20 protein-coding genes and 3 pseudogenes are annotated in these 18,248 nt (G+C 41.2%); 12 read left to right on the top strand and 11 right to left on the bottom strand.

Annotated features, from left to right (window positions below; genetic code table 11):
- Positions 1-93 precede the first annotated feature (93 nt).
- The 3 genes and pseudogenes from S3O_RS14820 (at position 94) to S3O_RS19940 (ending at position 1,628) form a co-directional block, all read left to right on the top strand.
- Positions 94-1,129: pseudogene (locus S3O_RS14820) on the top strand (class I fructose-bisphosphate aldolase).
- Between the two features lie 130 nt (positions 1,130-1,259).
- On the top strand, positions 1,260-1,469 hold the full coding sequence (locus tag S3O_RS0109650; RefSeq protein WP_010598919.1) for a hypothetical protein: 210 nt from the start codon (positions 1,260-1,262) through the stop codon (positions 1,467-1,469).
- Positions 1,470-1,496: 27 nt separating this feature from the next.
- Positions 1,497-1,628 (top strand): hypothetical protein, encoded by a 132-nt coding sequence (locus tag S3O_RS19940; protein WP_010598918.1) that lies wholly within the window; start codon positions 1,497-1,499, stop codon positions 1,626-1,628.
- A gap of 262 nt (positions 1,629-1,890) precedes the next feature.
- Here S3O_RS19940 and S3O_RS0109640 read toward each other — a convergent pair whose 3' ends face one another.
- From S3O_RS0109640 to S3O_RS19240, 4 genes and pseudogenes are all read right to left on the bottom strand, one after another.
- Entirely contained in the window at positions 1,891-2,244 is a 354-nt protein-coding gene (locus S3O_RS0109640) for a ComEA family DNA-binding protein (protein ID WP_010598917.1), read from the bottom strand.
- A gap of 75 nt (positions 2,245-2,319) precedes the next feature.
- A complete protein-coding gene (rfaD, locus tag S3O_RS0109635; protein ID WP_029463774.1) occupies positions 2,320-3,273 on the bottom strand; it encodes an ADP-glyceromanno-heptose 6-epimerase in 954 nt (317 codons plus the stop codon).
- A 10-nt stretch (positions 3,274-3,283) separates the two neighbouring features.
- Positions 3,284-3,679, bottom strand: coding sequence for a D-glycero-beta-D-manno-heptose 1-phosphate adenylyltransferase (rfaE2, locus tag S3O_RS19245; protein ID WP_235776259.1), 396 nt, complete (start codon positions 3,677-3,679; stop codon positions 3,284-3,286).
- A gap of 180 nt (positions 3,680-3,859) precedes the next feature.
- Positions 3,860-4,501, bottom strand: a pseudogene (locus tag S3O_RS19240) (PfkB family carbohydrate kinase); the annotation flags it as partial.
- A 296-nt stretch (positions 4,502-4,797) separates the two neighbouring features.
- On the opposite strand from S3O_RS19240, the gene recA reads away from it, so the two are divergent.
- From recA to S3O_RS20595, 9 genes and pseudogenes are all read left to right on the top strand, one after another.
- Positions 4,798-5,787 (top strand): recombinase RecA, encoded by a 990-nt coding sequence (gene recA / locus S3O_RS0109625; protein WP_010598913.1) that lies wholly within the window; start codon positions 4,798-4,800, stop codon positions 5,785-5,787.
- A 59-nt stretch (positions 5,788-5,846) separates the two neighbouring features.
- Entirely contained in the window at positions 5,847-6,320 is a 474-nt protein-coding gene (locus tag S3O_RS0109620; RefSeq protein ID WP_010598912.1) for a regulatory protein RecX, read from the top strand.
- A gap of 9 nt (positions 6,321-6,329) precedes the next feature.
- A complete protein-coding gene (locus tag S3O_RS19235) occupies positions 6,330-7,094 on the top strand; it encodes a gluzincin family metallopeptidase (protein ID WP_010598911.1) in 765 nt (254 codons plus the stop codon).
- Positions 6,988-7,632, top strand: coding sequence for a M3 family metallopeptidase (locus tag S3O_RS18315; protein ID WP_235776258.1), 645 nt, complete (start codon positions 6,988-6,990; stop codon positions 7,630-7,632). The genes S3O_RS19235 and S3O_RS18315 overlap by 107 nt, the downstream gene beginning before the upstream one ends.
- Positions 7,563-8,027 carry a M3 family metallopeptidase gene (locus S3O_RS19935; RefSeq protein ID WP_029463771.1) on the top strand — a complete coding sequence of 155 codons (465 nt, stop codon included), beginning with the start codon at positions 7,563-7,565 and terminating at the stop codon, positions 8,025-8,027. Before S3O_RS18315 ends, S3O_RS19935 begins: the two co-directional genes overlap by 70 nt.
- Positions 8,014-8,454: a M3 family metallopeptidase gene (locus tag S3O_RS19930; RefSeq protein ID WP_010598908.1), complete on the top strand. Its 441-nt coding sequence runs from the start codon at positions 8,014-8,016 to the stop codon at positions 8,452-8,454. The genes S3O_RS19935 and S3O_RS19930 overlap by 14 nt, the downstream gene beginning before the upstream one ends.
- A 425-nt stretch (positions 8,455-8,879) precedes the next feature.
- Positions 8,880-9,752: a LysR substrate-binding domain-containing protein gene (locus S3O_RS0109595; RefSeq protein WP_010598907.1), complete on the top strand. Its 873-nt coding sequence runs from the start codon at positions 8,880-8,882 to the stop codon at positions 9,750-9,752.
- A gap of 86 nt (positions 9,753-9,838) precedes the next feature.
- Positions 9,839-10,351 (top strand): annotated as a pseudogene (locus tag S3O_RS12745) (SDR family NAD(P)-dependent oxidoreductase); the annotation flags it as partial.
- Positions 10,348-10,566: a hypothetical protein gene (locus S3O_RS20595; RefSeq protein ID WP_050816898.1), complete on the top strand. Its 219-nt coding sequence runs from the start codon at positions 10,348-10,350 to the stop codon at positions 10,564-10,566. The pseudogene S3O_RS12745 and the gene S3O_RS20595, both read left to right, overlap by 4 nt.
- Positions 10,567-10,665: 99 nt before the next feature.
- On the opposite strand, the gene S3O_RS20200 is transcribed toward S3O_RS20595, so the two are convergent.
- The 7 genes from S3O_RS20200 to S3O_RS14795 form a co-directional block, all read right to left on the bottom strand.
- Positions 10,666-11,055, bottom strand: coding sequence for a D-arabinono-1,4-lactone oxidase (locus S3O_RS20200; RefSeq protein ID WP_328264377.1), 390 nt, complete (start codon positions 11,053-11,055; stop codon positions 10,666-10,668).
- A 338-nt stretch (positions 11,056-11,393) separates the two neighbouring features.
- Positions 11,394-12,008 carry an FAD-binding oxidoreductase gene (locus S3O_RS16045; protein ID WP_050816896.1) on the bottom strand — a complete coding sequence of 205 codons (615 nt, stop codon included), beginning with the start codon at positions 12,006-12,008 and terminating at the stop codon, positions 11,394-11,396.
- Positions 12,005-13,069 (bottom strand): phosphoenolpyruvate--protein phosphotransferase, encoded by a 1,065-nt coding sequence (locus S3O_RS19220; RefSeq protein WP_010598906.1) that lies wholly within the window; start codon positions 13,067-13,069, stop codon positions 12,005-12,007. The genes S3O_RS16045 and S3O_RS19220 overlap by 4 nt, the downstream gene beginning before the upstream one ends.
- The gene (locus tag S3O_RS19215; RefSeq protein WP_010598905.1) at positions 13,017-14,213 is read right to left on the bottom strand and encodes a phosphoenolpyruvate-utilizing N-terminal domain-containing protein; all 1,197 of its coding nucleotides are present in this window, start codon (positions 14,211-14,213) and stop codon (positions 13,017-13,019) included. Before S3O_RS19215 ends, S3O_RS19220 begins: the two co-directional genes overlap by 53 nt.
- A gap of 90 nt (positions 14,214-14,303) precedes the next feature.
- A complete protein-coding gene (locus S3O_RS12725; RefSeq protein WP_010598904.1) occupies positions 14,304-14,828 on the bottom strand; it encodes an RNA pyrophosphohydrolase in 525 nt (174 codons plus the stop codon).
- A gap of 830 nt (positions 14,829-15,658) precedes the next feature.
- Entirely contained in the window at positions 15,659-16,153 is a 495-nt protein-coding gene (locus S3O_RS19210; protein WP_235776254.1) for an aconitase family protein, read from the bottom strand.
- A 60-nt stretch (positions 16,154-16,213) separates the two neighbouring features.
- The gene (locus tag S3O_RS14795; RefSeq protein WP_010598902.1) at positions 16,214-18,229 is read right to left on the bottom strand and encodes a bifunctional aconitate hydratase 2/2-methylisocitrate dehydratase; all 2,016 of its coding nucleotides are present in this window, start codon (positions 18,227-18,229) and stop codon (positions 16,214-16,216) included.
- Positions 18,230-18,248 lie beyond the last annotated feature (19 nt).

Raw genomic sequence — 18,248 nt, 5'->3', positions numbered from 1 at the left:
TTACTGGTAATTAATAACGTAGTTCTATATAGTGATACGTTTTCCATTCTAACGCGACTTTGTGTTTTAAGTTAATAATGAAAGGAGCATCTTATGGCTATCCGTGAACTCGAAGAAATCACCTTACGGCTCAAGGCTTATGGAAAAGGGATCTTGGCTGCAGATGAAAGCCAAGCGACCATTGAAAAACGCTTCTCTGGACTACAAATCGAATCTACCGTAGAGAATCGACGTGCTTATCGTGAAATATTATTTACAACGCCCGGTCTTGAATCATTCATTAGTGGCGTCATTCTTCATGAAGAAACCCTAGGACAACGCAATAAAGAAGGCGTTCTTTTTCCTGAACTGCTCACCGAACAAGGGATTATTCCCGGTGTTAAAGTAGATAAAGGCTTGATCCCACTCAATGCTGAAGAAAAAATTACTGAAGGATTTGACGGCTTAGCCAAGCGACTTGAAGTTTACAAACATTTAGGTGCTTGTTTTGCAAAATGGCGCGCAGTTTTTACGCTTTCCGATCAACTTCCTTCTTCTCTAGCACAATTTGCGAATGCGCAAGCACTTGCTCGTTATGCCGCGATTTGTCAAGCGAATGACGTGGTTCCAATTGTCGAACCCGAACTTTTAATAGATGGTAATCATTCTCTCGAACGCTGCGCAGAAGCGACGATAAAAACCTTAAATATTGTTTTTGAAGCGCTTGCCCAACATCAAGTAATCACTCGCTGTATTTTATTAAAACCCAGTATGCGGGAATCAATATCATCCACAACCGAGCATTCATGAAGTCGCCCAAGCAACGCTTAATGTACTCCTCAAAACAGTTCCTCCAGAAGTTCCCAGCATTAATTTTCTTTCAGGCGGACAATCTCCTGAGTTGGCCACCGCACACTTAAACGAAATGAATCGTTTAACCGACTTATCTCGTCCTTGGCATTTAAGTTTTTCATACGGTCGGGCACTGCAAGATCCTGCTTTAAAGGCTTGGAATGGCAAGGCACATAATGCAAAAATAGCTCAATCCGCTTTATATCATCGTGCAAAAATGAATGCCGCCGCCAGTAAAGGAACTTATGACAAGACGATGGAAGTCGAAGATAGCGAAACGGAGCCAGTTTTTGTTTAATATTTATTTAAATCGCTTTGCTTAAAATAACGATGATATAAACAATGCTTAGCCTAGGTAAAAAGATTGGCTATCTAGGCTGTCTTGGTTCTGTTTAATCAGTTATATACCGTTTGTTCAAGCTGAATTCTTGGATTCCTCGGCGCAGGCGATTGCTAAACGTCTTGCGCCAATTGGTTCTGTAAAAATCGATCGGCCCCAGCCCATTTCCCCAGCAAACACACATACTTTATTGGCTTCTTCAGAACACCTAGGTCAACAGATCGTGACGACGCGTTGTATTTTGTGTCATGGCCACGGGATAGGTGATGCGCCGCGATTAACAGTAAAAACAGATTAGGCTAAACGTCTTGAGCAAAATAAAGCGGTGTTATTTGAGCATCTTGAACACGGCTATCGGGCCATGCCACCCAAAGGTGCTTGTTTAGAATGTTCAAATAACGATTTACATGCCACATTGGATTATTTACTCAAGAAAATTGAAGTACTTGCTTCCTAAGAACAGTAAACTAATTTAATAGTAAGACGTTACGAAACGTTTATCTATTTTTCAAATTGAATAGGCCACTATCCAAAAAACTTTTTTGATCAAATAGTTATTTTTTAATAGAAAGACCCCTCACGTGTCGCTCCATTCGACAAAGTGAGGGGTCAATAATAAATAAACTAGCTGGAGTCATTCCAATTAAACAGCTGTGTTTGTTATTCTTTTTATTTGAAAACCACCTGTTTAATCTCCATTGACCCAAAATAGTAGGTAATTAACCAATCACAATGCGATCACGATTTTTGTCGACCGTATGTTTACCAATTCCTTTGACATCCGTTAACGCATCGATTGACTTAAACGGGCCATGTGCATCGCGATATTCAATGATCGCTTGCGCGCGTTTTTGGCCAATACCACTGAGCCCATGCGCTAACGTTCCCGCATCGTCATGATTAATATTGACTTGATTATTAATCACTTGCGGGGCAACGTTCGTTAACGAAACCGAATAAACTTTTGGTGATACCGTCTGAGTTTCACCATGATTAGGCAGTGTGGTTGCAACCGCATTCACGGCAAGAAAAGAAGTAAACAGGGTCATTAAAAAAGCAGAACGAACACTCATAAACGAATCTCCTTATTATTTTTATGAATGAGTGGAGGTATTATCGTAAGCCGAGAAGCACAATGATGCAATGAATCAATTGGTCATGTGCTTATGCATTATTGTCAAATAGTCCTGCACGCCTTGCTCAATTGATCGAAACGTTCCGTCATAACCGGCTTGTCTTAATTGTGCAAGATCGGCTTGGGTAAAACTTTGATAGCTTTTTTTAAGTGATTCTGGAAACGGAATATAACGAATCGATCCATGACCATAGAATCGTATTACCGCGTTGGCCAACTGATTAAACGTTTCACTCTGACCCGTTCCGACATTATAAATACCACTTTTTCGTGATTCTAAACACCACAAATTGACATCGACGACGTCTTCAACATACACAAAGTCACGGCACTGCTCACCATCAGGATAGGTGCCACACCCTGCAAATAAAGTAATCGTCCCTTTTTCTTGTAGCTGGCGAGACGCATGAAAAACCACACTGGCCATCGATCCCTTATGCGCTTCACCGGGACCATACACATTGAAATAACGTAAACCGACAATGGGACTTTTTGCAGAAGGCAATACACGCCGAACAAAATGATCAAAGAGATATTTTGAGTAGGCATACATATTAATTGGCTTTTCATTGCGTGGATCTTCAGCGAAAAGGGTTCCCGTACCATACACCGCCGCGCTCGAAGCATAAATAAAGGGTACGCGCCGTTGTAAGGCAACTTGCAATAAGCGTTTTGAATATTCGTAATTCGTTTTCATCATATATCGCCCGTCCCACTCAGTGGTCACGGAACAAGCACCTTGATGAAAAATCGCTTTTAGCTTTGGAAAAGCAGTCTTTTTTTCAATTTGGAGAAGAAAGTCGTCTTTGTCGAGATAATCACAAATCTGACTACCACAAAGATTGGTAAACTTAATACCCTGTTGTAAATCATCCACTACCAAAATATCGGTATCCGGATAACGTCGATTTAATCCGCGAACTAATTGACTGCCAATAAACCCCGCGCCTCCTGTTACAATAATCATCTCTGAACCCTTATTCATTTTTTAATGCAGTCAAAACCGCCGTTGTCGAGCACCCTTTTACTAAATCGAGTAACTTCATTTCGCCACCATAACGTTGTACCACTTGCGCTTCAGGAAGCTCACTCAATTGATAGTCGCTGCCTTTTACCCAAACATCGGGTTGAATCCATTCGATCAAACGTTCTGGTGTCGCGTCATTGAATGAAACCAACCAATCTACGGCGCTTAAACCTGCCAATACTTTTATCCGTTGCTCTAACGTATGAATAGGGCGCTTTTCACCTTTAAGACGTTTAATCGAAGCATCGTCATTGACTGCCACAATTAAGTAATCACCCAGTGCTTTCGCTTCAGTTAGATACGACACATGTCCGGCATGAAGTATATCAAAGCAACCACCGGTCATAACAATCTTTTTACCTTGTGCTTTGACCGCTTTAACAACAGTTTTTAATGCCGCTTCGGACAACCTTCCGGTTTGGAGTGAAGTCGATTTTATTGAAGCAGCCAAAGTCAGTTCCGCAGGATCAATCGTTGCCGCGCCCAGTTTACCGACCACCAAACCGGCGGCAATATTGGCTAACGCAGCGGCGGAAACCCATTCTTTTTGAGTCGCTTGATAAGCCAAGGCCAAACAAGCGACAACCGTGTCGCCTGCACCGGTCACATCGTAAACTTGCTGAGCGAGCGCTGGCAAATGCATGGCTGGTTGATCACGTTGCACCAAGGTCATCCCTTGTTCGCCACGCGTAATTAACAAGGCTTCCAGCGCATACTGCGCCAACACCGCACGTGCTTTTTTGACGAGTCATCTGCGCAAGGACCAACCATCTCTTCAAAATTCTCGACGATTCGGCGTCAGAACCGTAGCACCTTGATAAACATTCAAGTCACTGTGTTTGGGATCAACAAAAATAGGTTTATTTGCCTGGCGGGCTAAACCAATCCACGTTGCCATATTCTGCAAGCAACCTTTGCCGTAATCAGAAAAAATAATGATATCGGCGGATTCAACTCGACGCTCAAAATCAAGTTTTAATTGTTCTAATGTTAACTGCGGCGTGCCTTCTTCAAAATCAAGGCGAAGCAATTGTTGATGGACACTTAATACCCGTAACTTCAGCGTCGTGCTAATCGATGCTAAGCGATGCACATGACAAGCAATACCCGCATCACTCAACATGTTTATTAAGCGATCGCCCGCTTCATCTTGTCCACAATAACTGATTAAGTCGACTTGTGCGCCTAACGCGGCAAGATTCAGCGCGACATTCCCGGCACCCCCAGGGCAACCTTCGTCACCTGGACAACGGGAACCGGTGCTTCAGGAGAAATTCTTGATGTCGGTCCTGACCAATAACGATCCAACATCAGATCGCCAACCACAAGAACACGGATGGATCGAAACGAAGAAATATCAATTTTCATGGTGATCTATATAGTGATGAGTGGTTAGTTTATGCGATAATGACGTGCAGAGTCTATTCTTGCTCTTGATTTTCACACACAGAAGGTATCCTCGCTATGACTGACGCCAGAAAGAAAGCCCTGAGTATCGCATTAAGTCAAATTAAAAAACAACACGGCGAAGGCGCCGTCATGCGTTTGGGTGATTCCAGCCAAGTACCGGTCGAAGCTGTTTCAACCGGCTCATTAGGTTTAGATATTGCATTGGGAATTGGTGGCTTACCTCGTGGTCGGATTATTGAAATTTACGGTCCGGAGTCGTCAGGTAAAACGACGTTAACGCTCCAAACGATTGCAGAATGTCAAAAAAAAGGCGGTATCGCCGCGTTTGTCGATGCGGAACATGCATTAGATCCGATTTATGCTGCGAAACTCGGTGTTAACATTGATGATCTATTGGTTTCACAACCGGATACCGGTGTCGTTGTCGATTCGGTCGCCGCGCTCACGCCGCGTGCAGAAATTGAAGGTGAAATGGGTGATTCACACATGGGTTTACAGGCTCGTTTAATGTCGCAAGCACTGCGTAAATTAGCGGGAAATATTAAACGTTCCAATACATTAGTTATTTTCATCAACCAAATTCGTATGAAAATCGGCGTCATGTTTGGTAACCCAGAAACCACCACCGGCGGTAATGCACTGAAATTCTATGCCTCTGTACGTCTCGATATTCGGCGTATTGGCGCAATAAAAAAAGGAGATGAAATTGTCGGCAGTGAAACACGGGTTAAAGTCGTGAAAAATAAAGTCGCGCCTCCGTTCCGACAAGTTGAATTTGAGATTCTCTACAATCAAGGTATTTGTCACCTTGGTGAAATCCTAGATTTAGGTGTCAACGCCGGTCTTATTGAAAAAGCGGGTGCTTGGTACAGCTATCAAGGTGAGAAGATTGGACAAGGGAAAGATAATGTTAAGCAATTTTTGCGTGAGCGTCCGGAAATCAGGCAAACTCTAGAAACACAAATACGTGAGCAGCTCCTTGCCCCACTCACATCCAGCGCAACCCCTTCGGTGGAAGAATTAGAAACTGAAACGTTTGAATAATTCATTCGGCGAAAGATAAACCAGGGATGGTTTTTTATTGATAGGAAAGAACGTACGTCATGCCTGCGAATGAACCAAATATAACTGAAGAAAAGTTAGTCGAGCAACAAGCCTTGGCTTATTTACAAAATCGAGAATATACCCCGTTATTGTTACAACGCAAGTTGCAGCAAAAGGGGTTTTCGATGACGTTAATCCAGCTCAGCTTGCAACGCTTAAGTGAAAAGGGCTGGCTGAGTGAAGCCCGTTTTACCGAAGGTTGGCTGGCACAACGTCTTCGTCAAGGTTATGGTCCGGTGCGGATTGAAATGGAATTACGTCAGCAGGGCGTCACTGAGCCCACGATTAAAGACCAATTTACCGAAATAAGTGAAGCACGCTGGCTTGATAGTTTGGGCAAAGCACTGCAACGCAAGTTTCCTACCTCATCCACCCAAACAACACTGACTTTACAACAAACAAAATATCTCCACTATCGTGGGTTTACCCGTGAACAGATTAAAGCATACATGCAATCGGATAATAAGGCTTAAATTGAAACTATGAATTCCACAACGATGCAGTTACCACGGTTTAATGAAATTAATCCGCAAACGATTGTCCAAGATTTAGAAAAATTATTGGACAAAAACCGTATAGAATTAGCGCAATTACTGACTGAAGTCACGCCATTAGACTGGAGCTTTATCGAAAAAATCGACGATTTAAGTAATCAAATTGATCATTTTTGGTCGCCGATTAATCATCTTTATGCTGTCAACCAAACGCCTGAATTACGTGCTGCTTATCATCAATGTCTACCCAAGTTAAGCGCATACCAAACCGAATTGCGTCAAAACCATGCGTTATATCAAGCAATTCAATCTTTAAGCCGAAGTGAATACCCTTTTAATTATGCACAAGAAAAATATCTCCAAAATGAACTGCGCAATTTTCATTTAAGTGGGGTCGATCTTAATGAAGCAGATAAACAACGTTATGCAGCGATTCAAGCACGTCTGACGGAGCTGAGCAATCAGTTTGAAGAAAATTTACTCGATGCCACCGCCGTGTGGTCTTATCAAGTCACTGATCACCAAGCGCTATCCGGTCTTCCCGATTACGTATTTGCCGTTCCGGCCAAACGGGGGGGGGGGGGAAACCAACCTGGGCCTTTCTTTACACTGGATTACACGTGTATCCGGTCTTCCCGATTACGTAATTGCCAGTACCGCCAAAACGGCGGAGGAGAGAAAACAAACTGGGCATATCTTTACACTGGATTACACGTGTTATTTTGCGGTACTCACTCATGCAGATCAACGTGAATTACGTGAAAAACTTTATAAAGCACATATTACCCGCGCCTCGGATCTGGGCTCTCCGGTTGATTTTGACAATAGTGCCATTTTATTTGAAATTCTCCAATTACGTCATGAAGTCAGTCAATTACTCGGATTTGCGAACTATGCTCAAAATAGTCTTGCTGCCAATAAAATGGCAAAAAATGTACAGGAGGTGATTGAGTTTTTAGAAGGATTACTCAAAACAGCGCGGCCAAAGGCACAAAAAGAATGGCAATCTTTAGTCGATTTTGCAAAAGATAGAGACGGAATCGATCATTTACAACCCTGGGACATCTTATATTATCGAGAAAAACAGCGTGAAGCTTTGTTTAACATCCGAGAAGATCAGTTACGTGCTTATTTTCCAGTAAAACAGGTGTTATCTGGTCTTTGTAAACTGGTTAACTACCTATTTGGTATTCAAATACAAGAAGTCGCCGATGTCGAAGTTTGGCACCCTTCAGTCCGTTTTTTTCGATTACCGATGATCAACAGCAAATACGTGGTCAATTTTATTTAGATTTATATGCCCGCCCCAACAAGCGTGAAGGTGCTTGGGTGGACGATTATCAATCCCGGCGTCGTTTGGCGGATCAAACGGTGCAAATTCCGATTGCCTTTTTAACGTGTAATTTTTCTGCACCTTGTGATAAAACACAAACGGCGTTACTGAACCACGAGGAAGTATTAACTCTTTTTCATGAATTCGGGCATGGTTTACAACATATGCTCACGCAAATTGAGTATGAAGGTGTTTCCGGAATCAATGGAGTGGCATGGGATGCCGTAGAACTACCGAGTCAGTTTTTGGAATATTTTGCTTGGGAAAAATCGATAATTGATCTGATCAGTTGTCATGAGAAAACGCGTGTATCCTTACCTGAAGATCTGGTCCTAAAAGATGTACGCCGCTAAAAATTTTCAATCGGGTTTGCAATTACTACGCCAAATTGAACTAGCTTTATTTGATTTTCGATTGCATGCTGAATTTGACCCAACGAAAGGTTATCCACAAATTCAACAATTGCTTGAGCAAATACGACAACATATTAATATCACACCCACTTCTGAATGTAATCGATTTCAGCACGGATTTTCTCATATCTTTGCAGGCGGTTATGCCGCCGGTTATTACAGTTATCTCTGGGCGGAAGTTTTAGCTTGTGATGCTTTTTACGCTTTTAAAGAAAACGGTATTTTTAACCAAGAAATCGGTAAATTGTTTTTAGAAACAATTTTAGAGCAAGGTGGCGCAATCGATGCGGTGGAATTATTTAAAATGTTTCGTGGTCGTGCTCCGAAAATTCAACCTTTTCTAGAAAGCTTGAGTATTTTTTCCTGAAAAAGATAGCGTTTCAAATAACTTAAACTTTCTTTTAAAATTTTGATCATTCTAATTATATGATCAAATCAGTCTTTCTAAATAATCTGAAAAAATAGATTCCATCTTGTTTTATTAAACAATACTATACTTTTTCCAAGTAATAGAAATTCTTTGTCTTGCAAGAAATGGCTACTTAACCACATTTTTTTAAAAAACGTGTAAACAAAAAATGTATTTTTAAATTACGATACGTTACAGAAATAAAATTTTTCTATTAATAAGAAGAAACGCTTAATTTTGTCGAGTACATCCAGATTATTTTTATATCCTTATTAAATAAAATTATAGTATTGAAGATATTATTGAGGTATCATAATCTAATGTTTTCTTGGATTATCCATTAAAACATTAAAAAATCTATTTTGGTAATAACAATTAAAAACATGCGAATCACACTAAGGCAATTACAAGTTTTCGTCGCCATCGCCAAATCAGGGAACGTTAGCCACGCCGCAAAAAAAATGCATCTCTCTCAATCGGCGTGCAGTATGGCGCTTGCAACACTCGAGGAACAATTGCAAGGCTCGATCTTTGATCGACACGGGAAACAACTTTTTCTGAATGAAAGAGGGCGTACATTACTTCCCAAGGCTACGACAATCATATCTCAGATAAAAGAACTCAAAGATATGATGAGTGAAAATAAAAAAGAAAATCTATCTGGGCAGTTGATCATAGGTGCCAGTAAAACGATTGGTAACTATTTACTGCCACAGCTTATTTCTGAGTTCATTCAAGATCATCCGAAAATACAAATTAAATTAGAAATCTCTAATACGGAAGCAATTCTTAGCAAATTACTCTCATTTAGTATTGATTTAGCACTCACCGAAGAGAATTGCTATACAGACAAAATCTGTTCTCATCCCTGGCGAAAAGATCAGTTGATTATTATCGCTTCGCCTCGAGACCCGATCACTACGAAGAAAAAACTAAATTTTTCAGATATCGCGAATGCACGTTGGTTACTACGAAAAAATGCTTCGGAAACACGTGTTAAACTGGAAGAAGCCATGGGCGGTAAAATACGTCCTTTCTTGGAGCTGGATGATGTCGAGGCGATTAAACAATCTGTTCAAGCTGGATTAGGAATTGGATGTTTATCGAGAATTTCTGTAGAGGATGCCCTAAAAAATAATCAAGTCATTGAACTTAGAACACCTTTTTTAAATTTAGATCGTGAATTTTTTGTGCTTTTACACAAAGAAAAATACAAATCAACAATCCTGTCTGAGTTTTTACGGTGCTGTAGTTGACGATCGGTTCTAAAAAGTCACTTATGGTATATCAAGCGATTCCACGATAAACTCATAGTTATCTGAATCGCTATACTTTAGGAGTAATGCCTTTGGGGGCTATATTAATTCTGGGGGCAACGTCGTCTATTGCGCGCGCTTGTGCGGAGCTTTTTGCCCAACAAGGTTATTCATTGTTTCTCGCTGGGCGTGATGTATCTGAACTGTCACGTCTAGCGAAGGACTTACAGATACGCTTTAAAGTAACTGTAGATTACGCATGTTTCAATATCTTAGAAAAAACTTCCTGCACTCACTTTTTTGAACAAGTTCTCCATCAAGTCCAAACGTTACAAGGCATCGTTATGGCCGTTGGCTTATTAGGAAGCCATTATTCTCAAAAAGAGATTATTACTGCAAATTTTCTAGGTCCGGCTTGCTTTTTAGAAACGTGTCTTCCTTATTTTATTGAACAAAAAAAGGATTTATTTTAGGGTTAAGCTCTGTCGCCGGTGAGCGGGGACGGCGCGCGCACTACGCGTATGGAGCAAGCAAAGCGGCTCTCACTACTTATCTACAAGGGTTACGTAGCTATTTACACCCATACTCGGTACAAGTGTTAACCATAAAACTAGGGTTAATTGATACTAAAATGACCTTTGGAGCGACACCTTATCCTCTTTTTTTGGCCGCCACCCCACAAAAAACGGGAAAAAAGATTGTCCAAGCGTTAAATAGTAAAAAAGAAAGCGTTTATATCCCAAAACCCTGGAGAACGCTTATGTGGATCATTCGCATCATACCGGAAAAAATTTTTAAACATTTTTCTTTTTAACCCGACGGTAAAACCAATCGATTTTATATATACGAGATATAGGTAATATTATCTTTTTGATTTTTATCCTATAAAACATAATTTTTTTATTTTTTATGTCTATATAGTTTGAGGGGTTAACAATAATCTTCTTGATAAACTAGAACTGTAAATGGATTTAGGATCCCATTGGTGTTTAACATTCAACCATTGTGCATAACGCGGATACATCTCACGAAAATTTTCTGGTTTTAAGCGCGCGTCTTTTGCAAGATATACACGACCACCCACTCGGATAAGCAAAGCATCTAATTCATCTAAACACAAAAAAAGTTCGGGGTGGCGAATCGGTAAATCGATAGCAAGCGTCAGTCCTGGACATGGAAAAGAAAGAAAAGCCTGGTTCTCCACTCCTAAACGTTTAAGCACTGCTAAATAAATAGGGCAATGTTTTTTACGTAAAATCTCAAAAGCCGTTTGAATCGTCGATGCCGCCACTTCGTTAGGCATCACACACTGATACTGCAAAAAACCACGTTTCCCATATAATTTCGGCCAAGCGTGAAGGCGATCCAGTGGATAAAAATAGTTACAATACGTTAAAATTTTAGGGCTTGTTTTTTTAGTTGCCTGTTTATAATAATAGCGATTAAATGCTCGAACAAAAGTGGGGTGCAGCATACCGTTTGGTAAATAACCAGGAAACGTATAGGTTGCTTGAGAAGGCACCTCCAATGGTTTTTTTTGATGGGCTAAGGATAAATCTTCAAGAATCGCATGTCGCGCGCACATAAACACACCGGGAATCGTCGATCCGCTTAACCCATCTAGCCAAGCAACTTGATATTCTAATGATTCATTCTTATCTTGATCAAAAAAAAATCGGCGACGTACGTTTGAACATGCATCAATGCACTTTTGATCGGCTTTAACTGAATGGTGACCGTGCCAATTAATCCGGTCAAACCCATCCCACCCAACGTTGCCCAAAAAAGCTCTGGATTTTTTGTTGGGCTGCACACGACAGCCGGGTCGTTGGCTGTTGCCAACGTCAACGATAAAACGTGTTGACCAAAAGCACCTTCTACAAGATGATTTTTACCATGTACATCTGCCGCCACACAACCACCCAATGTAACCTGCATTGTGCCTGGAGTCACCGGTAAAAACCATCCACGTGGGACAATCACCGTTAAAATCTTGGCTAAACTGATTCCAGCCTCGGCACACAAAATTCCACGTGTTTCGTCAAACTCTAAAAAACGATCCAAACGTTCTGTTAAAATGATCCGCCTATTCTGATTCAGCGCCGCATCACCATAGCTACAACCCAATCCGCGCGCAATCCCTGGCGTATTATGTAATGCCTCTAAAGCTGAATAACTTTCAGGACGTTCAATTGTTTGCGGCAAATGACAAGGGAAACCATTAAAGCTTGTTTTATACTTTTGATAAATATTCATAGGTTCAGATCCAACGCAGAAGAAGAGACAGAATGCATACCTAAGTTTAAATACGAAAAAGTATGATTCAAATAAGCTTTAATTTTTGCAGACGTTTCCTTTTGCAAAATAATTTTTAATACGTCCTGTGCTTGCTTAAAGGTAATTTGGCGAATCACCGATTTAATATGTGGAATCGAAAATGAATTCATACTTAACGCATCAAACCCCATGGCCAATAATAATGGAACAGCTAAAGGGTCACTAGCCATTTCACCACAAATACTAATTTGTTTTTTTGCTTGGTGCGCGGCTTGCACAATCTGGAAAAGAGCTTGCAAAACCGAAGGTTGAAAAGAATCATAAAGCGGAGCGACGCGTGCATTGTTTCGATCGACCGCTAACATATATTGTGTTAAATCGTTACTCCCGACTGATAAAAATTCAACACGATCGGCTAGGGCTGAGACTTGATAAATTGCTGAAGGGACTTCAATCATAATTCCGATGGGTGGTTTTATCGTGTTACCTTCTTCAGCCAGCAAACTAATCATCGGTAACATAATCCGTAAATTACCAAACTCTTGATTTGCACGTAACATGGCACGAATTTGAATCAAAAAAATTTCAGGGTGATCTAACGTGACTCGAATACCGCGCCAACCTAAAAAAGGATTATCTTCTTTTATTGGAAAATAGGGGAGCGCCTTATCGCCGCCAATATCGAGTGTACGCATCACCACCGGGCGTGGTGCAAACGCAGCAAGTAATTGCCGATAGAGACCATATTGTTCCTCTTCTGCCGGGAAACAATCACGAATCAAAAAAGGCATTTCAGTACGATATAGGCCAATACCTTCAGCACCGGCAGTTAAAGAAAGATTGGCATCAGCCATCAATCCGGTATTGACCCACAGTGCTATACTATATCCATCCAAAGTCTGTGCAGGTAATTCCCGCAACGCTTCTAAACTATTTGTAAAAGCACGTTGTTGCTCAATAAGTTGAGTGAAATTTTCACAGACCCGTTCAGAAGGCGCAACGGTAATTCGTCCCTGTGAACCATAACCGGTAATTATCAACGCCGGTGACAGCAGGAATCCCCAAAGAACGTGCCAAGATAGATAAGTGCGAATGACTCGAACCTTTAATCGAAATAATTCCGACTAACCGTCCTTCTGGAATTTCAATTAAACTAGAAGGCATCACTTCTTCACCCACCAAAATCGTTTTTTCTGGGTAAAATACCGGCGCCAACGCCCCCTGAGTTTGTAAATGCATCAAAACACGTCGTCCTAAATCGCGTAAATCGGCGGCACGCTCGCGCAAATAATCATCATCGACTTTTTCAAACTGATGAACATGTGAATCAATCACTACTTGCAATGCAGATTGCGCCCATTGATTGGTTTCTTTAATTACATTAATCACTTCTTTCTCTAAACTGGCTTTATCCAAAATAGCCAGATAAACATCAAACAGGGCGCGCTCTTCTTCGGGTAAAACTGAAAACATATGCTCTTTTAAACGATGAATATCCTTACGAGCGGCCTTAAATGCTTTATTCAACAGCGCAATTTCACTGGAGACTTCTTCGGTTTTTTTATAAGGAACTGCTTCTAAATCCGCGGCCGGGTAGGTCACAACCGCTTGACCCATTGCAATACCTGGCGCACTGGGAATACCGTGAAAAACAATATCTTGTTGAATCTTTCTTTTATGCTCTTCAGGTGTCGAAATAAGTTCACCGGTCGCTTCAGCATGCGCTAAAACACCGCCCAGTTGCGCAGCCATAGTGACAAGAAACGCTTCTTCTGTCTCATCAAAGTAGCGGCGCTCTTCTTGCTGCACAACCAAAACCCCTAACAAGGCTCGATTATAGATAATCGGGACACCAAGAAACGCTTGATAACGTTCTTCGCCTAAATCTTCTATATAGAAAAAATTTTCATGCTCTTGTGCGTTATCAATATTAATGAGCTCACGACTATTGCCAACTAAACCCACAAGACCTTGATCAATTCCCAAACGAACGTTACCCATGGCCTTAGGATTTAAACCTTGCGTCGCAAATAACACATAATGTTGATTATTATCGAGTAGAAAAACCGTACAGGCATGCGTATGCAATGCCTCGCGAACTCGACTCACTAGAATTTGTAATGCTTGTGCAAAGCTTGGCGCACTACTTACTTCTTGAACAATACGACGTAGTACTTTTAACATAGGTGATCACCTAGGTGGGCAAACAAAGAACGATCCTGTTTTGTTAAAAAATAAATTTCGGCTCTCCTTTTTTGCCGAGTTAAAGACGATTTAGTTAATCCACATCTTCAGCATGGCGTTATAAGTCCGCTCAGAGGAAAAAACAAGTCCAACGAAGGGGGCTAACTCTTCTAACGCGCGGCGGTAAACGTGCCGTTTAAAATTGATTACCTGTTTTATCGGATAAAAATACGGCACCCAACGCCATCGATCAAACTCAGGTGAAGGAGTCGTATCGAAACGTATTTTAGCAGGATCGCCGATCAGTTTAAGTAAAAACCACTTCTGTTTTTGGCCAATACACAATGGTTGAAGATAGGATCGGCGCAAATGTCTGGGTAACCAATAATATAACCAACTTTTCGTATTACCTAATAATCTAACATCAAATGGCTCTAACCCCAACTCTTCATAGAGTTCTCGAAAAAGAGCTTGTTCAGGAGTTTCATATCTATTTAAACCACCTTGAGGAAATTGCCAAGCGGTTTGCTTGATTCGACGCGCCCAAAGAACTTGTCCTTTATCATTTGTAACAATTATTCCTACACCCAAACGAAAACCTTCCTCATCAATCACACTATAATCCCCCCTGATTTAAGCTACATTGTTCCATAAAAATAAAAACGGGTAAACCAGAACTAAGTTTATCTTAAATTGATTAGAGTCATTCCTAAAATTTAGAAAAAACGAAGGCGATAGATAACCACAGAATTATGCCGCTTAAACGGTCTAAACATCGAAACTTTTAGAAAAAAGTCTAAATAAAAACTGCATCGCAGCTATTCCGGCATGCAATCACTTGTCACCCATTATTACAAAGTTCTTTCTGTTCTATTTAAGAAAGAATACTTTACATCAAGATAAGCTAGTTAGCTCGACTTGTTTTATTAGAAAATACTCTATCTATTTAATCACTAAAAATTATTGTCTTTTTTATATTGACTATGTTTATCTTGTTTACTTATCAATACAAACCAGAGTAAAAACACGGCAAAGAAAAATTAAGTATTGAAATGAACCATAAAACTAACTAAATATTCTACACAAAAAATCAGTAGAAATTTTATAGGGATTGTTTATTATAAAAAATATTTTTTCGGTGATAAGTTGATATTTATCTAAAAATATTCACTTTTCCTATTTTTAGACAAGAATCCTTAATGAGCAAATCAAACAATAATGATCGGGACAATAGGTACTATTCAGAAAAGATTCATTTTCACAAAAAAAACAGTAGGATTTGGTATCCAAGGATAAGGAGCAAGAACAGATCGTATAAACGCATCGCCCGATCTGAACAATCAGGTTTTCAAAAATATTAACGAGAAAGTTTGATTTTTTTAAAAAAGGTGGGCAAACTGCACCACTAAAGTCGGTTTTACAATTTGCCCAAGACAAATGACAATCTAATCTTTTGTGATGATATCCGTTACTTGAGTCGAAACCGTTTGATAGTCCGGCATCTGATCAAAGTTTAAGTAACGATATAATTCAGCGGCCATGCTATCAATCAAGTTCATTTTTGAATGATATTCCTCTAATGTTGGGAGATGACCGAGAATAGAAGTAATTGCCGCTAACTCAGCCGAGGCTAAATAAACTTGAGCACCACGCCCCATCCGATTGGGGAAGTTACGTGTCGATGTCGATACCACCGTTGCATTATCTTGAACACGTGCTTGATTACCCATACACAAAGAACAACCCGGCATTTCAGTTCGAGCCCCAACCGATCCATAAACCGAATAATAACCTTCTTCCATTAATTGATGCGCATCCATTTTTGTCGGTGGTGCAATCCAAAGGCGACACGGTAATGCCTGTCCAAAATTTTTCAGTAATTTTCCAGCTGCACGATAATGCCCAATATTCGTCATACAAGTAGCCAATAAACACTTCATCCACATGGACATTCGCCACTTCAGAAAGTGGTTTAATCTTATCGAGCTAAAAGTGGTTCTTTAATTATATTGAGGATCGATCTCAATCACCGCGGCGTATGAAGCATCCTGATCTGGGGCTAATAATACAGGGCTCTCTAACCAACGCTGCATCGCATTGATACGTCGTTGCAAGCTCCGTGCATCCTGATAACCATTGGCTATCATCCACTTGAGTAATGAAATGTTCGACGTTAAATATTCGATAATCGGTTCTTTATCTAAGCGCACGGTACAACCATTTGCCGATCGCTCAGCAGAGGCGTCCGCAAACTCAAAGGCTTGTTCGACTTTCAGCTGAGGCAAACCTTCAATTTCGAGAATACGCCCAGAAAAAATATTTGTTTTATTGGCACTATCTAACGTCAACAACCCTTTTTGTAAGGCTACATAGGGGATGGCATTGACGAGATCACGTAACGTGATACCTGGCTGAATTGCCCCGGAAAAACGTACTAATACCGACTCAGGCATGGTGAGAGGCATCACTCCCATGGCCGCCGCAAATGCCACCACACCTGATCCACCTGGAAAACTAATTCCAATCGGAAAACGAGTATGTGAATCACCACCTGTTCCGACGGTGTCTGGCAACAACATACGGTTTAACCAAGAGTGAATAATGCCGTCGCCAGGTCGTAAAACGATACCGCCACGCGAAGTAAAGAAATCTGGCAAGCTATGCTGGGTTTCAATATCAACTGGCTTAGGATAAGCGGCTGTATGACAAAAACTTTGCATCACTAAATCGGCTGAAAAACCTAAACAAGCCAGCTCTTTTAATTCGTCTCGTGTCATCGGTCCAGTCGTATCTTGTGAGCCCACAGAAGTAATCTTAGGTTCGCAATACGTTCCAGGACGAACACCAGGTAATCCGCACGCTTGTCCCACCATTTTTTGGGCAAGCGTAAATCCTTGTCCACTTTTTTGTTCCACAGGGGGTCGATAAAAAGCATTTGATAAGGGCATTTTAAGCGCTTCGCACACTTTGTCGCTTAATGAACGGCCAATGATCAGTGGAATTCGACCTCCGGCACGTACCGCATCGATCAGTGCTAAATTAACCTCAAACGTCGCAACAACTTCATCTTGCTCATTATGGATTTGCCCAGTATAAGGGTAAATATGCAGAATATCGCCCGTATTAAAATGACTTACATCCACTTCAATCGGAAAAGCCCCTGAATCTTCCGCCGTTGTCCGAAAAATAGGCGCTATTTGGCTCCCCAAAATAATACCGCCGCGATGTTTATTTGGCACAAACGGTATCGGATCACCTATATGCCAAAGTAAAGAGTTTATTGCGGATTTACGCGACGATCCAGTTCCCACGACATCACCGACAAAGGCAACCGGATAACCTTTCGTTTTCAGCTGTTGAATTACTTGCAACGCGTCCGGCAAACGATTACGAAGCATCGACAGACTGTGTAGCGGGATATCGGGTCGACTCCACGCTTCAGTTGCTGGAGAAAGATCATCTGTATTAATTTCTCCAGGCACTTTAAATACGGTTACTGTTATTTTTTCAGGTACTTTCGGTTTATTGGTGAACCATTCCGCTTTCGCCCAAGCATCAACAATCGATTGCACAAAAGGATTTCCGGCCTGCGCAATTTCCAGCACATCGTGATAAGCATCAAACATGAGTAAAGTGTGTGCTAATTGTTGCGCCGCCATCTCGCCCAAAGCAGCTGATTTAAGCAGCTCTACCAAAACTGGTACGTTGTAACCACCTAACATCGTACCAAGCAGAAAAACCGCTTGCTTTGGGTCGATAAAAGAAGAGTGTACTTCACCTTTCGCCACAGCGGCGAGAAAACTTGCTTTCACATAGGCCGCTGCATCCACGCCAGGCGGAACACGCTGGCTTAATAAATCCACTAAAACTAAGCCTTGCTCTTGGGTTAAGGGTTCTTTTAACAAGGCGACTAACTTAGCAACTTGTTCTGCTGTCAAGGGCAAAGGCGCCATTCCTTCTGCGGCGCGTGTTGCCACATGCTGTTCGTAGTCCGCTAAAAATGAGGTGATCGACACAACGGGGCCTCCGATTTGT

The sequence above is a fragment of the Rickettsiella massiliensis 20B genome (assembly GCF_000257395.1).
In the GTDB taxonomy this organism is placed as follows: domain Bacteria; phylum Pseudomonadota; class Gammaproteobacteria; order Diplorickettsiales; family Diplorickettsiaceae; genus Diplorickettsia; species Diplorickettsia massiliensis.
Note: the sequence above shows the minus strand (reverse complement) of the source record. Positions and strands in the feature narration are given on the sequence as shown.